The 16,655-nt window shown below is 62.7% G+C and carries 16 protein-coding genes and 1 pseudogene; 16 read left to right on the forward strand and 1 reads right to left on the reverse strand.

Translation table 11 applies throughout. The features are described 5' to 3' along the window. Positions 1–36: 36 nt before the first annotated feature. From F6X61_RS06270 to F6X61_RS06315, 11 genes and pseudogenes are all read left to right on the forward strand, one after another. Entirely contained in the window at positions 37–1,002 is a 966-nt protein-coding gene (locus F6X61_RS06270) for a threonine dehydratase (RefSeq protein WP_153785861.1), read from the forward strand. 146 nt (positions 1,003–1,148) lie between these two features. Beyond that, positions 1,149–1,481, forward strand: coding sequence for a type II toxin-antitoxin system HicB family antitoxin (locus F6X61_RS06275; RefSeq protein ID WP_153785862.1), 333 nt, complete (start codon positions 1,149–1,151; stop codon positions 1,479–1,481). 79 nt (positions 1,482–1,560) lie between these two features. Beyond that, a complete protein-coding gene (locus F6X61_RS06280; protein WP_153785863.1) occupies positions 1,561–2,202 on the forward strand; it encodes a LysE family translocator in 642 nt (213 codons plus the stop codon). Positions 2,203–2,523: 321 nt separating this feature from the next. Continuing rightward, positions 2,524–4,566 carry a type VI secretion system tip protein TssI/VgrG gene (gene tssI / locus F6X61_RS06285; RefSeq protein ID WP_153785864.1) on the forward strand — a complete coding sequence of 681 codons (2,043 nt, stop codon included), beginning with the start codon at positions 2,524–2,526 and terminating at the stop codon, positions 4,564–4,566. Further along, the gene (locus tag F6X61_RS06290; RefSeq protein WP_178125783.1) at positions 4,556–5,296 is read left to right on the forward strand and encodes a DUF4123 domain-containing protein; all 741 of its coding nucleotides are present in this window, start codon (positions 4,556–4,558) and stop codon (positions 5,294–5,296) included. Before tssI ends, F6X61_RS06290 begins: the two co-directional genes overlap by 11 nt. Further along, positions 5,293–10,023, forward strand: coding sequence for an RHS repeat-associated core domain-containing protein (locus tag F6X61_RS06295; RefSeq protein WP_256671313.1), 4,731 nt, complete (start codon positions 5,293–5,295; stop codon positions 10,021–10,023). Before F6X61_RS06290 ends, F6X61_RS06295 begins: the two co-directional genes overlap by 4 nt. Continuing rightward, entirely contained in the window at positions 10,023–10,379 is a 357-nt protein-coding gene (locus tag F6X61_RS06300) for a hypothetical protein (protein WP_153785866.1), read from the forward strand. The genes F6X61_RS06295 and F6X61_RS06300 overlap by 1 nt, the downstream gene beginning before the upstream one ends. 176 nt (positions 10,380–10,555) lie before the next feature. Next, positions 10,556–10,758: pseudogene (locus F6X61_RS27525) on the forward strand (RHS repeat-associated core domain-containing protein); the annotation flags it as partial. Between the two features lie 14 nt (positions 10,759–10,772). Next, the gene (locus F6X61_RS06305) at positions 10,773–11,528 is read left to right on the forward strand and encodes a hypothetical protein (protein ID WP_153785867.1); all 756 of its coding nucleotides are present in this window, start codon (positions 10,773–10,775) and stop codon (positions 11,526–11,528) included. A 104-nt stretch (positions 11,529–11,632) separates the two neighbouring features. Beyond that, positions 11,633–11,875, forward strand: coding sequence for a hypothetical protein (locus F6X61_RS06310; RefSeq protein WP_178125784.1), 243 nt, complete (start codon positions 11,633–11,635; stop codon positions 11,873–11,875). Positions 11,876–12,046: 171 nt separating this feature from the next. Continuing rightward, positions 12,047–12,439, forward strand: a complete 393-nt coding sequence (locus tag F6X61_RS06315) for a hypothetical protein (protein ID WP_153785868.1) — start codon at positions 12,047–12,049, stop codon at positions 12,437–12,439. A 99-nt stretch (positions 12,440–12,538) separates the two neighbouring features. Here F6X61_RS06315 and F6X61_RS06320 read toward each other — a convergent pair whose 3' ends face one another. Next, positions 12,539–13,348: an AraC family transcriptional regulator gene (locus tag F6X61_RS06320; RefSeq protein ID WP_153785869.1), complete on the reverse strand. Its 810-nt coding sequence runs from the start codon at positions 13,346–13,348 to the stop codon at positions 12,539–12,541. A gap of 91 nt (positions 13,349–13,439) precedes the next feature. Here F6X61_RS06320 and F6X61_RS06325 point away from each other — a divergent pair, with 91 nt between their 5' ends. From F6X61_RS06325 to F6X61_RS06345, 5 genes are all read left to right on the forward strand, one after another. Continuing rightward, positions 13,440–13,913: a GyrI-like domain-containing protein gene (locus F6X61_RS06325; RefSeq protein WP_306108998.1), complete on the forward strand. Its 474-nt coding sequence runs from the start codon at positions 13,440–13,442 to the stop codon at positions 13,911–13,913. 105 nt (positions 13,914–14,018) lie between these two features. Continuing rightward, a complete protein-coding gene (locus F6X61_RS06330; RefSeq protein WP_153785871.1) occupies positions 14,019–14,444 on the forward strand; it encodes a nuclear transport factor 2 family protein in 426 nt (141 codons plus the stop codon). A 42-nt stretch (positions 14,445–14,486) separates the two neighbouring features. Then, on the forward strand, positions 14,487–14,831 hold the full coding sequence (locus F6X61_RS06335) for a YciI family protein (RefSeq protein ID WP_110995919.1): 345 nt from the start codon (positions 14,487–14,489) through the stop codon (positions 14,829–14,831). 15 nt (positions 14,832–14,846) lie between these two features. After that, the gene (locus F6X61_RS06340; protein WP_153785872.1) at positions 14,847–15,332 is read left to right on the forward strand and encodes an SRPBCC family protein; all 486 of its coding nucleotides are present in this window, start codon (positions 14,847–14,849) and stop codon (positions 15,330–15,332) included. Then, positions 15,332–16,603: an RNA polymerase sigma factor gene (locus F6X61_RS06345; RefSeq protein WP_153785873.1), complete on the forward strand. Its 1,272-nt coding sequence runs from the start codon at positions 15,332–15,334 to the stop codon at positions 16,601–16,603. The genes F6X61_RS06340 and F6X61_RS06345 overlap by 1 nt, the downstream gene beginning before the upstream one ends. Positions 16,604–16,655: the final 52 nt, after the last annotated feature.

Here is a 16,655-nt window from a genome sequence, read left to right on the forward strand (position 1 = left end):
ATCGGTTCAACCTCGTACCGATGAAGGATGATCGTCATGTTCGACCTGCCCGCGCTGCGTGAAGCGGCCACTTACGTCCATCAGCACGTTCCGCCGACCCCGCAGCACGCCTGGCCGCTGCTGGCGGAGCGGCTTGGCTGCCAGTTGTGGGTCAAGCATGAGAACCATGCGCCCACCGGCGCGTTCAAGGTGCGCGGCGGGCTGGTCTATGTGCGTTCGCTGCAGGCGCAGGCGGTGTTGCCGCGTGGTCTGGTCACCGCCACCCGTGGCAACCATGGCCAGAGCATGGCCTTGGCGGCACGTCAGGCTGGCCTGCCCCTGGTGATCGTGGTGCCTGAAGGCAACTCGCGGGAGAAGAACGCCGCCATGCGCGCCCTCGGCGCCGAACTGGTGGAGCATGGCGTCGATTTCGACGTGGCGCGTGAAGAGGCGGCGCGCCTGGCCGAAGTGCGTGGTTATGCCATGGTGCCGTCGTTCCATGCGGAACTGGTTAAGGGCGTCGCCACTTACGCCCTGGAGCTGTTCGAGGCGGTCTCCGACCTGGATTGCGTGTATGTGCCGATCGGCATGGGCTCGGGCATTTGCGGGCTGATCCAGGCGCGCAACTTGCTGGGGCTGCGCACCGAGATCGTCGGTGTGGTATCCAGCGCGGCGGATGCCTACGCGCAAAGCTTCGAGCAAGGCCGCATCGTCACCACCGCCAGCGCCAACACCTTTGCCGACGGCATGGCCTGCCGGGTCCCCCATCCAGAGGCCTTTGCGCTGGTGCGCGAGCATGCAGCACGCATCGTGCGGGTGAGCGATGACGAGATCGCCAGCGCCATGCGCCTGTATCATGAAGCGACCCACAACACCGCCGAAGGGGCAGGAGCTGCCGCGCTGGCTGCGCTCATGCAGGAGCGCGAGCGCCAGGCCGGCAAGCGGGTGGCGGTGGTGCTGAGCGGGGCGAATGTGGACCGTGAGCGCTATGCGCGGGTGTTGGCGGGTGATGAAAAATCCTGAATGAATGCTCTGGGCTGGAGTGCTATCTTAATTTGATAGCATTGTGAGCAGTGCTGGCGATGCCACCGCCCACTTCCTGGCAAGGAGGCCAGGCGGTATCAGATTGAAGAAGCCCGTGAGATTCTGCTGCGGGCAGGAGTCCGACCATGAGCTGCATGCGTTACAAGGGCTATGCCGCCCGCATCGATTACGACGACCGTGACGATATCTTCGTCGGCCGTGTACTTGGCCTGCGCGATATCATCAGTTTCCACGCAAGCTCCGTACCCGAGCTGCACGAAGCGTTTCGCGAGTCGCTGGACGATTACCTGGCCGATTGCGCCGAGCAGGGCATCACCCCTGAAAAACCAGCCTCTGGCAAAGTCATGCTGCGCATCCGCCCGGAAGTCCATGCGGCCGCCAGTATTGCCGCCCATGCTGCCGGCAAGAGCCTCAACCAATGGGCCGATGAGGTCTTCGAGCAGGCGGCGATGGCCTGAGCAGGCGCAATTTTTTCCAATACCCGCGCGCCCCGGCCAGTGTTCAATAGGCCAACTTTCTCACTGCACCGAGTGCGCCATGCCTTTTTCCAACGGTTTCCTCCTCAGCCTGTCCCTGTGCCTGGACATCGGCGTGGCCAATATCGCCATGATCACCCTGGCCATGCAGCGCGGCTTTCTCCAGGGCTTCTGGCTGGGCCTGGGCACCTGCGTTGGTGACCTGATCTACGCCCTGGCGGCGCTGGCCGGGATGACCGTGCTGCTGCAGTTCGAAGCGGTTCGCTGGACTTTGTGGCTGGGCGGTTCGGTACTGTTGGTGTGGTTTGCCGTGAAGATGCTGTTGGCGGCCTGGCGCGGCGGGCACCTGGAGGGGCGTGGGCAGGTGGTGGTGGAGTCGGGCTGGCGCGAGTTCCTGCGCGGGATCTTCCTGGCCATGTCCTCGCCCAGCGCGATCCTCTGGTTCGCCGCCGTAGGCGGGGTGCTGATCTCCCGCTCGGGGGGCGGCAGCCTGTTCGAAGCCGGGATGTTCCTCGCCGGCTTCTTCGCTGCCGGGTTGTTCTGGTGCCTGTCGCTGTGCGGCATCGCCAGCCATGGCGGGCGCTTGCTCGGCGATCGGCTGCTGACCTGGTCGTACCTGCTGTCGGCGGCAATCTTCTGCTACTTCGCGGTGTACGTGATCTTGTCCGGGTATCGCGAGTTCATTCTGGCTGTTCCCGTCTGAAACGGCCTGGTTGTGCCGGGTGCTGTTTATAAGTTTGTTTAAACGTTTTCTTAATTATTCAGATCCTTCCTATTCGCATATAGGAGGCATCTGAATTGATAAATGCAGAGAGGTTAAAATCCTGCATTATTTTTATAAGTAACGATTTGAAGTAATTTCGTAATTCTTCTTTTAAATCAATGGTTTGTGTGCAGGTGCGCAGAAACTTGCGCATTTTCATTGCCTTATGATTCGGGTGCTTATTTACCGCTCTGGCGCGACCCTTTACTTGCACGGAATGCAAGTGGGGCGCCTTGGACGTACCTGTCATAAGGAATGCGAATGTCCGGTCCTGGCGATCAACCCCTTTTCAGTTTGCAAGTTCATGGTGTTCAAACGGACTTGCAGGTTTTGCGCTTCAAAGGGGCAGAGGCACTGAGTTGCCCCTATTCATTCCACCTCGAACTGGTCAGTGAAGACCCGTCGCTCGACCTCGAAAGCCTGCTGCACAAACTGGCCACGCTGCGGGTCGGCAATGACGAGCAGTGCTTCCACGGCCAGGTCGCCAGCGTCGCCCAAGCCGACAGCGGGCGGCGGCTGACCCACTATCACCTGGAGCTGGTACCGCGCCTGGCCAGCCTGGTGCACTGCCGCAACCTGCGGATCTTCCAGCAGCAAAATGTGCCGCAGATCATCGCCACGGTGCTCAAGGCCCACGGCATCCTCGCCGACGCCTACGTGTTCCGCCTCGGCCCCATCCCATACCCAAAACGCGAGTACTGCACCCAGTACGACGAGACCGACCTCGCCTTCGTGCAGCGCCTGTGCGAGGAGGAGGGGCTGCACTACCACTTCGAGCACAGCGCCGACGCCCACCTGCTGGTGTTCGGCGACGAGCAGAGCGCCTTCCCGCGCCTGGCGCGGCCCACCCCCTTCGCGCCGGACAGCGGCCAGGTCGCGCAGCAGCCGGTGGTCAGCCAGTTCGGCGCGCGGGTGGCGGCGCGTACCGGGCGGGTCAGCCGGCGCGACTATGACCCGCTCAAGCCCAAGCTGCTGCTCGAAGCCCAGCATCAACCCGAACTGCCTGTGCCCCAGCCGGACCTGGAGGACTACGGCTACCCGGGGGATTTCACCGACCGCGAGCGTGGCCGCCAACTGAGCCAGCGGGCCCTGGAAGGCCACCGCGCCGACTACCTGCAAGCCGAAGGCAACAGTGACCAACCGGCCTTGCGCTGCGGTTATTTCTTCACCCTCGAAGCACACCCGCGCGCCGCTTGGAACGCGCTCTGGCTGTTGGCCGAGGTGACCCACGAGGGCCACCAGCCCCAAGTGCTGGAGGAGGCCGCCGCCAGCACCGCCGGCGAGGCCTGGCAAGGCTACCGCAACACCTTCAAGGCCTTGCCCTGGGGCACCCCCTACCGGCCTCCAGCCCCCAGCCCACGGCCTCGCGTGCACGGCGCCCAGACCGCCCGGGTGACCGGCCCGCAAGGGGAGGAGATCCACTGCGACCGCCTTGGCCGGATCAAGGTGCAGTTCCACTGGGATCGCGATGGCCGGCTCGATGAAAAGACCAGCTGCTGGCTGCGCGTCGCCAGCCAGTGGGCCGGTAACCAGTACGGCGGGCTGGTCATCCCGCGGGTGGGCATGGAAGTGCTGGTGAGCTTCCTCGACGGCAATCCCGACCGGCCGCTGGTCACCGGCTGCCTGTACCACGCCGAGCACCAGCCGCCCTATGAGTTGCCCGCCCACAAGACCCGCAGCGTGTTCAAAACCCACAGCTCGCCCGCGGCCCAAGGCCACAACGAGCTGCGCATCGAGGACCGCGCCGGCCAGGAGCAGATCTACATCCACGCCCAGCGAGACTGGGAGCAGCGCATCGGCCACGACCAGCGCAGCCATGTCGGCCATGAGCGCCACGACACGGTGTTGGCCGACGTGCACAGCGAATACCACGCTCAGCAGCACCGCACCGTGCACGGCGACCGCAAGACCGAGCTGCGCGGCGACGACCACCTGACCGTCGCCAACAGCCGGCACATCACCCTGGGCCAGGCCCTGCTGGTGGAGGCCGGGCAGGAAATCCACCTGTCGGCCGGCAAGCGCCTGGTGCTGGATGCCGGCAGCGAGGTGGTGCTACGGGCGGGCGGTGGTTTCGTGCGGATCGCGGCTGGCGGGGTAACCGTGGGTGGCTCGCTGTATGTCGACTCCAGTGGCCAGGTCGCCGCCGGCACCCCGGCCGCGCCGCTGCTGCCGGGTATCACGGCCGAGGCCGAACGCTCGGTGGCGGGCCTGCCGCTGACCCAGGCGCAGCTCGACACCTTCCGGCGCAATGCCGCGTTCTGCGAGGAATGCGAGCGGTGCAAGGAGGGTGCCTGTGAGCTGTGAAACCCTTGCCCCCCAAGATTGGCTGGCAGCCAGCCCTCTGGCTGATGGTGAGCGGCTTTACCTGGTGTTCGGCAGCCTTGCAAAGGCCGACACGCTGGCCGCCTACCGGCAGCGCGATGGCTCTCACGTGCCCCAGCCACTGTGGAAAGGTACCCCCTATGCCGGCTGGCTGGAGGCCATGCCTTACCTGGTGGAGGCCGCGCCGCAAGGGGACTTCCTCATCTGGTGCGGCAACCAGCGCTGCCTTGACTGGGGCTGGCTGGCGGTGTCCTCGCACCCACCGACCCTGGTGTTCGACTACCTGCGCAGCCTGACCCAGGTGAAGCTGCCCGACGGCACCGCGGTGTTCCTGCGTCTGTGGGACGGCCATCAGTTGCTGGCCCTGCTCGATCACCACGCGCCAGGCGAGGCGCCGCTGCTGCCGGTGTTCAGCCGCGTCTGGAGCAACGGCCAGGCCCGCCCGTTGCGCCAGGCACAGCGCCTGAACATCGAACCTTTCCCCTGGTGGCAGGCCAGCGCCGCGCTATTCGAGCACCTGCACCGGCACGACCCCGGCCCGGTGCTGGACAACCTCATGCAATGGCTGCGCGAGGCCCATGCCGACCTTTACTTCGCCCTCCCCGAGGCCAACCTGCGCTGCAAGGTCGCGCGCCTGGCCCTGGGTGCTCCGCTCGACCCGCCAGCCCTGGAACGGCTGCTGGCGCACGTGAACAAGGACATCACGCCATGAGCCTGATCATCTACGCCAAGTTCCTCCTCGACAATCTCGATGCCCACAAGCCCGATGGCCCGGCACGCATCGCCGCTTTCCGCCAGCACAGCCTCGCCACCTTCGAAGCGCTGCAGGACAGCTTCTTGCTGGGCTGGGCGCTGGACCTGGAGCAAGAGCTGCGCTTCACCGACAGTGCCGGCAACGAGGTGATGCGCCAGGCCAAGGGCCTTGGCGAACGGCGCATCACCGGCTACGCGAACTGCCCGGCCAATGGCGTGCTGAACATCGTGCACCGTTTCGAAAGCCTGGCCTTCGTGCCCATCGGCGGCACCCCCTACCAACTGGTCGAGCAGGTGGCGGCGGGCCAGGTACCGCAACGCTTCGAAGGGGTGCTCGATGCCAACGGCCAGGCAACCATCAGCGGTTGCCACGCCAACCGCCGCTACCGTCTGCACTTCCATCCCAAGGTCAGCCCGGCCGAGGTCCAGGCCCTGTACGCCTCGTACGACAGCCTGCTCGACCAGCTCAAGGGCTGGTTGGACGGCGAGTGGGCCGAGCGCATCGCCCCGCATTGGGACAGCATGCCGCCGGTGGGGTCGATGCAGCGGGTGAACGATATCCACAAGGCAATGGCCAAGGGTGTCGGCAGCGTGCTGATGAACCTGTTCGACGACCTCAAGGCCCTGGTCAAGCTGCTGTTCAACCTCGACGGCGCGCGCGACCAGCTGTTGCAGTTCATCAGCGAGGCTGACTTCGACAAGCTCAAGGCCCAGGCCGGCAGCCTGCTGCACACCGCCTTTCTGATGCTCGACGACGAGCTGCTGATGTTCTACTACGCCACCGCGATCCTGCAGTGGCTGGCCCTGAGCCCGCCCGAGTGGCAGGCCCAGGCTTACGCCATGCTCAATGCCGGGCTGTTGCTGGATGTGCTGTTGGGGATCGTGCTGTCCGGCGGCCTGGGGCTGGCGTTCCGCCTCACCGCCAAGGGCCTCAAGTACGCCAGCAATACCGCCCGGGGGGCCGGCGGCTTGCTGGACGGCCTGCAACGGCTGATCGATCTCAGCCGCCAGCATGCCCTGGCGACCCACACCAAACGCGCCCAGCCGCTCTTGACCGGCGGCAGTGTCGAGGTCAACAGCGCGGCCAAGGTGCCGCTGGCAATCAAGAGCGCCGCGCAGGGCCTCGACCTGGCCGTGGACGACGCCGTGTCGGTGGTGCGCGGCAAGCGCCACAGCACGCTCCGGGTGGAGCAGGAGCAAGACCTGCCCGACGCCCCCAGCCAGCCGCGCACCCCCAGCGACAAGCCCGCCCAGCGCGCCGACGAGACAGCCACCCACCGCTGCCCGGTGTCGATGGTCACCGGCGAGGAGCTGCTCACCCTCAAGGATGCCGAGCTGTTCGGCGTGCTGCCGGTAGAGTGGGTGCGCCTGTATCGCACCAGCGCGGCTGAAATCGACCACGGCCTGGGCCCCGGCTGGAGCCACAGTCTGTGCCACCGCTTGCAGGCTGACGGCCAGGGCGTGCTGTGGTGCGACCACGAAAACCGCCGCACCCACTTCCCGATGCCGGACAGCCAGCGCCCGGTGATCGGCAACAGCCTGTGCAGCGCGGCCATCTACCTGGGCCAGACCGACGGCGAGCTGGTGATCGCCGAGGCCGGCGCCCGCCCGCGCTACCTGCACTTCATCGATGGCCGGCTGATGGCCCTGAGCGACGCCTACGGTAACCGCGTAAGCCTGGCGTACGATCACAGCGGCCGCTTGCAGCACATCGACAACGGCGCCGGCAACCGCCTGCTGCTGAGCTACCAGCAAGGCCGCCTGGTGACGGTGGAGCAGCAGTTCTGGCAGTCGATGTACGACAGCAAGGGGCGTGAGCAGGCGCCTTGGGTGCGGGTGGCGACCCTGGCCACCTACCACTACAACGACGCCGGGCAATTGACCGAGGCCGGCAATGGCCTGGACGAGCGCGAACGCTACCGCTACGACGCCGCCAATGTCATCCTCGAACGCCAGCTGGCGGGGGGCGCGGCGTTTTACTGGGAGTGGGAAGGCGAGGGCCGGCACGCCCGCTGCGTGCGCCACTGGTCCAGCGTGCCGGGCCTGGAGGCCCGCTACCAGTGGGACGGCCAGGGCGGCGTGACGGTGCACAACGCCGATGGCAGTCAGCAGTTCTATCAGCACGACGACAAGGCCCGGCTGGTGCGCCAGGTGGATGCCGACGGCGCCGAGCACCATAAGACCTACGACGCCAAGGGTCGGCTGATCGGCGAGCGCAACCCGCTGGGTGCCGAAACCCTCTATAGCTACGACGACGCCGGGCAGCTGCTGTCGGTGCGCCCCGAGGACGGCGAGGCTACCCACTACCACTACCGCGACGGCCATGTGTGCGAGGTGCGCCGCGGCCAGGCGCGCTGGTTGTACCAGCGCAACGCCCAGGGCGATGTGCTGAGCCAGACCGACCCCTGTGGGCAGGTCACCGGCTACCGCTACGACGAACAGGGCCGCCTGGTCGCCATCCGCCAGGCCGATGGCGGCCTGCACGAGCTGGGCTGGAACGCCTCTGGGCAACTGGTCAGCGAAGCCCTGCCCGGCGGCGGTTCGCGGCGCTACCGCTACGATGCCCTCGGCCGCCTGGTGATGCGCCTTCGCGAAAATGCCTCGGCCACCCAGTACACCTGGGACCTGGCCGGGCGCCTGAGCGAAGTGTCGCTGCCTGGCGGCGGTGTGCGCCGCTATCAGTACAACGCCTATGGCCGGGTGACCGCGCAAAGCGACGAGCTGGGCCGGGTGACCCGCTTCGAGTACGAAGGCGGCCTGCACCTGCCGTCGCGGCGCATCAACCCCGATGGCAGCTGCCTGCACTACCGCTACGACAACGGCCAGCTGCAACTGTCGCAAATCATCAACGAGCGCGACGAGTGCTACCGCCTGGCCTACCACGCCAACGGCCTGCTCGCCGAAGAAACCGGTTTCGACGGGCGCGTCATCCGCTACGACTACGACCTTAACGGCCAGCTACTGGAAAAGACCGAGCTGGGCGACGACGGCGAGCCCTGGTTGACCCGCTACACCCGCGACAAGCAAGGCCGGCTACTGGTCAAGACCCTGCCCGATGGTCAGCAGGTCAGCCACCAGTACGACGCCCTGGGCCGGTTGGTGCGGGTGGACGACGGCCACTGGCCGCTGGCCTACGAGTACGACCTCTGCGACCGCCTGGTTACCGAGCACCAGGGCTGGGCGACCCTGCACTACGGCTACGACGTGATGGGCCAGGTCAGCCATTGCCGCCTGCCCGATGGCAGCCGCCTCGACTACCGCTACCAGCCCGGTGGCCACCTGCAAACCATCGACCTCGACGGCCAGCGCCTCACCGCCCACCGCCACGGCCTCGGCCAGGAACTGGCCCGCGAGCAGGGCGAGCTGCTCAGCCAGTTCCAGCATGACGGCCAGGGCCGCCTGGTAAGCCAGCGTGTCGATCGCAAGGAAGGCCCGGTGTTCATGCGCCGCTACCACTACGACGACAGCGGTAACCTGGCGCGTTTGGAGGACACCCGCCGCGGCACCCGCAGCTACCACTACGACCCGCTCGACCGCTTGACCAGCGTGCGCGGCGAACTGGCCGAGTATTTCGTCCATGACCCCGCCGGCAACCTCCTGGCCCAGAGCGGCCTGCGCGGCGACCCCCGCGACGTGCAGGTGCAGGCCAACCGCCTGCTGATGCACGGCGACTGCCACTACAGCTACGACCGCTTCGGCAACCAGGCCAGTGAACGCCGCGGCCACGGCCAGCAGTTGGTCACCCATTACCAGTACGACAGCCAGCACCGCCTGGCCAGCGTCCAGCTGCCCGACGGCCGCCAGGCCCGCTACCGTTACGATGCCTTTGGCCGGCGCGTGTCCAAGGACGTCGACGGCACCGAAACCGCCTTCATCTGGCAGGGCGAGCGCCTGCTGGCCGAGCACTCCCAGGGCCGCTGGCGCAGTTACGTGTACGAACCCGGCAGCTTCCGCCCGATGGTGATGCTGCTACGCGACGGCGACACCCCCGTCGAAGCCCTGCACTACCACCTCGACCACCTCGGCACTCCCCAGGAGCTGACCGCCGCCAACGGCCGCATCCGCTGGTCGGCGCGCTACCGCGCCTACGGCCACGTGCTGCGGCTGGACGTGGACCAGGTCGACAACCCCCTGCGCTTCCAGGGGCAGTACTACGATGAAGAAACCGGGCTGCATTACAACCGGCACCGTTATTACAACCCACAGACAGGGCGGTATCTAACGCCGGATCCGATTGGATTGGCGGGTGGGGTCAATGGGTATTTGTATGGTGTGAATCCGACGCGGTGGGTGGATCCGCTGGGGTTAAGTAATTGCCCTGGAGAAGAGTCGTGCACAATTCTCGAAAAAGCACACCGTACGGATGATGTTCGCGCCCCTATTGATCCGTATGATGGAAGTAAATACGGACATGCATTTACTCGTCATGGGAAGGAGAATACACGATTTCTTAAGAGTAGAGCTGAGAAAATGAATAGAGCGAATGGACAATGGCTGGATGACTTTGCTGCGGCGGAATTTGTTAGTTCTGTACCGGGGGTTGGGAAAGTTGTTGTGGATCTTCCAAGTCATGTGCCCGCTAGGTTAGTTAATCCAGATGGGACATTCTCACCAGTGTTTAAAGTGACAATAGTTAGGAATGGGTTAGGGCGAATGATAACGGCTTTTCCAGGGGAGATGCCTTGATGACCTACTATGGTGCGCCGCTAGATGTATGTGTGCGGGTTTCTGAGTTGCTAGGTCTTCCTATTGAGGAAATGGGGGAGGATTGGGAGATTATATTGGCGGATGTTTCGTTGATTTCTCCGGCGATTCATATTCTTGAAGAATGTAAGGAGTCTTGGATGGTTAGGGCTGCTGTCGGATGTATTTTGGTGGAGAGCTTGTATGGATATATGTTGGATGAGGGGGCTAATCATTTTCTGCATGAGAAAGCCTACTCTGCGCTTCGTGCGGATTCAGAGGTTATAAATGCTGTGAGGGATTTTTGGATTGGAGGTGGGGTTCGCAGTGCATACATAAGGGATCTATTATTGAAATAGTTAAGTTAAATCTGGGGCTTGCAGGGGCAATCTGGAGAAGGGTAAGTCCCTGCTCGCAGGGGGACTCTCAGGTCTGTCGAGCAGTTCCGTAGACGGGATGGTGGCTTCCGCTACATAGCAATGTTTTTGCGCGACGGCGATGGTCCCGCCGAAACCCTGCACTAGCACCTCGACTGCAGGTTCTGACATCGAGCAGCGGGCGCGTTCGCTGCTTGGCGCGCTACCGCGCCTACGGCCATGTCCTGCGCCCGGACGTGGACCACATCGACAACCCCTGCGGTTTCAGGGGCAGTACTACGATGAAGAAGCCGGGCTGCATTACACCGCGTGGTATCTGACGCCGGATCCGATTGGATTGGCGGGTGGGGTCAATGGGTATTTGAAGGGGGTAATATGATTGGCGCTAACGATGAGAAGGTAATGAAAGCTTGTATGGATGTTTTTGAAGTAACGAGTAGCTTGGAGTGTCGGAGTTTTATAGGTGTTTTGCTCGATGGGCTTCTGGACTTAAAGTGTGTTGGGTTGGAAGTGGCAGGTGTCTATCTTGGGTGTGATAGCGATCCCCTCAGTATTCCCGATTATCTGGATATTGAGGGTTTTGATATGTCGTTTGAGTATATGGATAGGTATGTTGTTTGCTCTATGGTTGAAGGTGCTAAATTCATAGAGGAGTGGTGTGGTGCTAATGTGGTCGCGGAAAAGGAGAGGGTGAGTAACTCTTGTGATAAGTTGGTGAGGCTTTACGGTGGTATGACGGTCCTTGTTAAGAATGAAATTCCAAAAGATTGCCTTTTGGGTGTTTTTCTTTGTTCTGGCTTTGGTGTGAATGGTTGTATTGAGGATCTGCTTGAGTCTCTCTTGAATTTCAAGGGGATAAGTGTAGGTATGTCTGGGGTTTATCTGGGGTGTGATGAGGATCCGGAAAATATCCCAGCGCATTTGAGTGGCAAAGGGGTTGAGATGTCATTTGGTTATATGGATGAGTATGTCGTTTGTTCCATGTCTGTTGGGGCTTTTTATATCCGTGATTGGTGTGAAAAAAACGTCCGATCTGAAGGTGTTGGGCCTGAAAGGGTAGCGATAATGGCTGCCTGTAATAGGTTGGTGAAGCTCTATGAAAATTTTGATGATGTAAGGCATGAGCTTTAGAAGGTTGTGCGGTGTTTGCTCTGGTGTTCTAGTTGAAGATGTTGTCAATTTTTGTCAGGTCGTGAGGCGGTGGAGGGTTGAGTGTGCTAAGTATGAGTGCCTGCATGCTTGATTTAAATTTGTGTAAAAGGCTGGGGTGTGAAAGTTTTATTGGTGTTTTGCTTGGGCGGCTGTTAAATCTTGAAGGCATTGGTGCAGAAATGTCGGGGGTCTTTCTAGGGTGTGATAGCGACCCGCGCAGCATTCCAGATTTTTTGGATGCTGATGGGTTTTGTATGTCGTTTGAGTATGTGGAGGAGTATGTTGTTTGCTCTATGTGTGATGATGCGAAATATATAGAGGTGTGATGTTATAAGAATGTAGTATTTGAAAGATATAGGTTGGGTGAAGGGGGGATCATTTTCAGTATGAAGACGCCGCCGGTAAACGGGCGCGCGTGGGTGGTGTGCGAGGTCGTATACTTGTGCAGAGAGTCCATGTGAGTAGGGGTAAAATATCCACTGAGAAGGGGCGGTGATGTGGAGTATTTAAAGATTGAAATTGAAAAAGAGATTAAGGCTAATTCGATTAAGGCTGAGCGGTTTGAAGAGGTGGAGTTGCGAGGCTTGCTAGATTATTTAGATTTGAATTTTTATGGTGGTTGCGGAAATCTTGATTCGTGTTATATGCAGGGGGCTTGTAGGTATTATGACGAAAATTTCTGGAGAGGCATATCCAAGCGCCCTGAAGAGTTTGTGTACTTGTTGGTGCTGGATGAAAAGTGGCATGCCTGGAAGTTTGAGGGTAAGGAGGGGTTACAGCTTTTGATAAACGAAACTACGGCGTTTAGATTTTGGCTACTTGATGCTACAAGACACGTGTTGGTCTATTTCGGGGATAGTGATTGCGTGCATTGGTCGCGGGTACAGTGATGGGGTACCACGATTTTTGATTGACTGCAAAAGGCTGGTGCTGCGTTGCCAGCTCACTCGGACCGAAATGCCTCAAGAGTTGTACGTGGTCCTCTCCGGTTACCGCGAATTCATCTTGGCCGCGCCACCCTTGTAGTGGGTCGCGTAGTGCTGCGGGGTTACCCCGTGCACGCGACGGAAGGCACCGATGAAGTGGCTCTGGTCATAAAAGCCCAGGTCGAGCGCCACGTCCTGCGGGTGCTGGCCTGCGCGCAGGCGGCGCCGCGCTTCGATCAGGCGCAGCTGCATGTGGTACTGCAGCGGCCCAAGGCCAGTGGCTTTCTTGAAGCAGCGCGCGTAGTGGTATTTGCTGAGCCCGGCCAGCTGCGCCAGTTGCTCAAGCTCCAGGCGGCTGTCGAGGCTCGCGTTCATCGCAGCCAGGCTGCGGCTGACAGCGACCGACTGTTCGCCCGGCGTGGCCGTGGGTTGTTCGAGCAATTGCGCCACCAGCAACAGCAAGGCCTGCTCGCGCTCGCCGGCGTCGGCCCGAGCCAGGTCGAGCAGGGCTGCAAACAGGCCGGGGTGTTCGAGGATGCCCTGCTCGAACGCCGGGGGCTGGTCGGTCGAGCGCAGATTGTTGTCACCGATCACCTGGCGCAGGGTGTCGGTGGCCAGGTGCAGGCTGATGTATTCCACGCCGTCGGGGCCGAAGGTCGAAGCCTGCACGGCCAATGGGTTGTACAAGGTTACGCGGCGGGCGGGTACGGCCAGCTCGCGACCGTCCAGCCATATCTGTTCGGCGCCTCGCAAATTGGCACCCAGCACGTATTCGTCGTGGGTATGGCGAGCAAAACTGGCACTGCCCTGCGCGTGCACCCACGACAACTCCAGCTGTGCGCAGGCGAGCAGGGGTTGGCTGGTCAACGGCATGGGGGCGCTTCCCTGTGGCGGATCTGGACTACGCTATCGAACCAGCATGGCCCGGTGCAATGGCCTCCACGTCAATTCAACGAGACCGATGATGAAGAACCCGATCCCCGTTCGCTACGAAGATGGCCGGGCGCTGACCCTCGCCGGCTTCGCCGAGCGCTTTACCATGGTCGATCTCAGTGGGCTGCCGCGCCTGTGGCAGCGCTTCGGGCCGCATATCGGGCATGTGCCCGGCGCCCATGGCCATGACAGTTATGGTGTGTGCTACAACCCCGACGAGCAGGGTGGCTTCGATTATCTGGCCGGCGTCGAGGTTGCTGCGACTGCCGGGTTGCCCGCCGGCTTCACTCACCTGACGCTCTCGCCCCAGCACTATGCGGTGTTCGAACACCACGGCAGCCTGCAGGCACTCAAGGCGACCTTCGACGGCATTTTCCAGCAGTGGCTGCCTGCTTCCGGCGAGCGCTCGGCCAATGCCGCAGTGTTCGAGCGCTACCCGGCCGGGTTCGATCCTGCCGACCCACAGGCCGTGATGGAAATCTGGATTCCGCTCAAGCGCCGGTGAGGCGACGGGAAATTCTTCCAGGCGCTGTCGATTTGCCCGATTCCCGTTCGACCAAAGGTGAACGCAACATCAACGCCGTCGCCCCAACGTCCGGAGGACACATCGATGAACAGCGCAGCCGAACATGAAATCCGCCAACTGATCGAGCACTGGATCCAGGCCGTGCGAGATCGCGATGTCGACAAGATCGTCGCGCCCTATGCCGACGACATCCTCGCCTTCGATGCGATCCAGGCCCTGCAGTTCAAGGGCAAGGCCGCCTACCGCGCACACTGGGAAATGTGCATGGGTTTTTGCACCGGCCCCATGGTATTCGAAGTGGCGCAACTGACCGTGCATGCCGACGGCGACCTGGGCCTGGCCCATTGGCTAAACCGCTGCGGGCCTTCTGACGATGAAAGCCAGTGCGGCTTCATGCGGGTCACGGTGGCGTACCGGCGCCAGGCAGGCCAATGGCAGGTCATCCATGAGCACTGGTCGGCACCTTTCGACATGGAAACGCAAAAAGCCCTGTTCGACCTCAAGCCCTGAAACCCGTCGACCGCCCATCGCCACCCCACGCTGGAGACGATCATGAAATACCTGTGCCTGGTCTACTGTGATGAAGGGCTGTTGCACAGCCTGCCCGACAGCCCCGAAGACGCCGAATGCATGGCCTACGCCGAGTCCATCCAGGGCTCCGGGCGCATGCTCGCCGCCGAGGCGCTCAAGCCGGTGCAGACCGCGACCACGGTGCGCGTGCGCGGTGGGCACATGAGCCTCACCGACGGCCCATTCGCCGAAACGAAGGAGCAGCTGGCGGGCTTCTACCTGGTCGATGCCCGCGACCTCAACGAGGCGCTGAACATCGCCAAGGGCATCCCGGCTGCACGGGTTGGCAGTGTTGAAGTGCGGCCCGTACGCGAACTGCAACCCTGACGGAGAACAACCAGCATGACACTGGCGCAACCGCTACAGGCCCCACATGAGCTGTCCATCAGCCGCCTGATCGATGCCCCGCCGGCCAAGGTGTTCCGGGCCTGGACCGAACCCCAATGGCTGATGCAGTGGTGGGGGCCGCACGGCATGACCACCCCGGAATGCGAGATGCAATTGTGGGCGGGCGGGCTGTTCCGCACCTTGATGCGTGCACCCGACGGCAGCGAATACCCGCACCAGGGCGTATTCCTGGAAATCCACCCACCGCACCGGTTGGTCTTCACTGACGCCTTTCGCCCAGGGTGGGTGCCGTCGGATAAGGCCTTCATGACCGCCGTGGTCACCTTTGACGAAGAGCATGGCAAGACCCGCTATACCGCGCGTGCCTGGCACTGGAGTGCCGCCGATTGCCTCGCCCATGAAGAAATGGGCTTTCATCAGGGCTGGGGAGAAAGCCTGGACCGCCTGGTGGAGGTAGTGACCCAGCGGATGCCGGACTGATGCAAGCGCCGGCGCAGGTACGCGAGGAGGTCGAGGCGGTCTACCGCCGCGACTCGCGGCGCATCCTGGCTACCCTGATCCGTTTGCTGGGGGATTTCGACCTGGCCGAGGAGGCCATGCACGATGCCTTCTTCATTGCCGTCGAGCGTTGGCAGCGCGACGGCATCCCCGACAATCCGCGGGCCTGGCTGGTCTCGACCGGGCGTTTCAAGGCTATCGACGCCTTGCGCCGACGAGCCCGTTTCGACCGTTCCCAGGCCGACCTGATCATGCTGCTCGAAGGCGAGGCGCACGACCCCGGCGATGAGGAGCTGCTGGCCGACGATCGTCTGCGTCTGATCTTCACCTGCTGCCACCCGTCGCTGGCCTTCGATGCCCAGGTGGCGCTGACCCTGCGCGAGGTGTGCGACCTCACCACCGAGCAGATCGCCCGTGCCTTCCTGCAGAGCCCGACGACCATCGCCCAGCGTATCGTGCGCGCCAAGGCGAAGATCCGTGATGCCGGGATCCCCTACCAGGTGCCCGCCCTGAACGAGTTGCCCGAGCGTTTGGAAACTGTGTTGCGGGTGATTTACCTGGTGTTCAACGAAGGCTATTCGGCTTCGACGGGTGAAGACGTGGTGACCCAGGCGTTGACCGATGAGGCTATTCGCCTGGGCCGGTTGGTTGGGCAGTTGCTGCCGGATGCCGAGGTGCTCGGCCTGCTGGCGCTGATGTTGCTGCAGGCCTCGCGGCAAAGAGCGCGCAGCGATGCCGACGGCGAACTGGTGGTGCTCGATGAGCAGGACCGCAGCCTGTGGGATCGGGCGCAGATCGAGGAAGGTTGCCAGTTGGTGCAGCAGGCGCTGCGCAGCCGGGCGTTCGGGCCCTACAGCCTGCAGGCTGCGATTGCTGCCGTGCATGCCGAAGCGCCCAGCGCCGAAGCCACGAACTGGGGGGAGATTGTCGGTTTGTACGAGGTGCTGCAACGGCATTGGCCGTCACCGGTGGTCGAGCTCAATCGTGCGGCGGCGCTGGCCCGTCGGGACGGTGCGCAGGTGGGCTTGCAGGCGGTGGAGGCGATTCTGGCGCGTGGCGAGCTGGGCGATTATCACCTGGCCCATGCCGCGCGGGGCGAGCTGCATTGGCAGCTGGGTAATGAGGAGCAGGCGCGGGAGGCTTGGCAGCAGGCGCTTGCGCTGACCCGGCAGGGGCCGGAGCGGCGGCACATCGAGCGGCGCTTGAGCAGGTTGGGAGGACTCTCCGCGGGTAAACCCGCTCCCACAGGTTAAGCGTTGCTTTCAAAAGTGGCGCAGAACCTGTGGGAGCGGGTTTACCCGCGAA

Source organism: Pseudomonas sp. EMN2, from assembly GCF_009650555.1.
GTDB classification, from domain to species: domain Bacteria; phylum Pseudomonadota; class Gammaproteobacteria; order Pseudomonadales; family Pseudomonadaceae; genus Aquipseudomonas; species Aquipseudomonas sichuanensis.

Bases quoted from the DNA above. Each gene is read 5' to 3' on its own strand.
- F6X61_RS06310 (WP_178125784.1), top strand. From the start codon at position 11,633: ATGCTTGATTTAAATTTGTGTAAAAGGCTGGGGTGTGAAAGTTTTATT.
- F6X61_RS06280 (WP_153785863.1), top strand. From the start codon at position 1,561: ATGCCTTTTTCCAACGGTTTCCTCCTCAGCCTGTCCCTGTGCCTGGAC.
- F6X61_RS06270 (WP_153785861.1), top strand. From the start codon at position 37: ATGTTCGACCTGCCCGCGCTGCGTGAAGCGGCCACTTACGTCCATCAG.
- F6X61_RS06295 (WP_256671313.1), top strand. From the start codon at position 5,293: ATGAGCCTGATCATCTACGCCAAGTTCCTCCTCGACAATCTCGATGCC.
- F6X61_RS06340 (WP_153785872.1), top strand. From the start codon at position 14,847: ATGACACTGGCGCAACCGCTACAGGCCCCACATGAGCTGTCCATCAGC.
- F6X61_RS06320 (WP_153785869.1), bottom strand. From the start codon at position 13,348: ATGCCGTTGACCAGCCAACCCCTGCTCGCCTGCGCACAGCTGGAGTTG.
- F6X61_RS06335 (WP_110995919.1), top strand. From the start codon at position 14,487: ATGAAATACCTGTGCCTGGTCTACTGTGATGAAGGGCTGTTGCACAGC.
- F6X61_RS06345 (WP_153785873.1), top strand. From the start codon at position 15,332: ATGCAAGCGCCGGCGCAGGTACGCGAGGAGGTCGAGGCGGTCTACCGC.
- F6X61_RS06300 (WP_153785866.1), top strand. From the start codon at position 10,023: ATGACCTACTATGGTGCGCCGCTAGATGTATGTGTGCGGGTTTCTGAG.
- F6X61_RS06305 (WP_153785867.1), top strand. From the start codon at position 10,773: ATGATTGGCGCTAACGATGAGAAGGTAATGAAAGCTTGTATGGATGTT.
- tssI (WP_153785864.1), top strand. From the start codon at position 2,524: ATGTCCGGTCCTGGCGATCAACCCCTTTTCAGTTTGCAAGTTCATGGT.
- F6X61_RS06330 (WP_153785871.1), top strand. From the start codon at position 14,019: ATGAACAGCGCAGCCGAACATGAAATCCGCCAACTGATCGAGCACTGG.
- F6X61_RS06325 (WP_306108998.1), top strand. From the start codon at position 13,440: ATGAAGAACCCGATCCCCGTTCGCTACGAAGATGGCCGGGCGCTGACC.
- F6X61_RS06275 (WP_153785862.1), top strand. From the start codon at position 1,149: ATGAGCTGCATGCGTTACAAGGGCTATGCCGCCCGCATCGATTACGAC.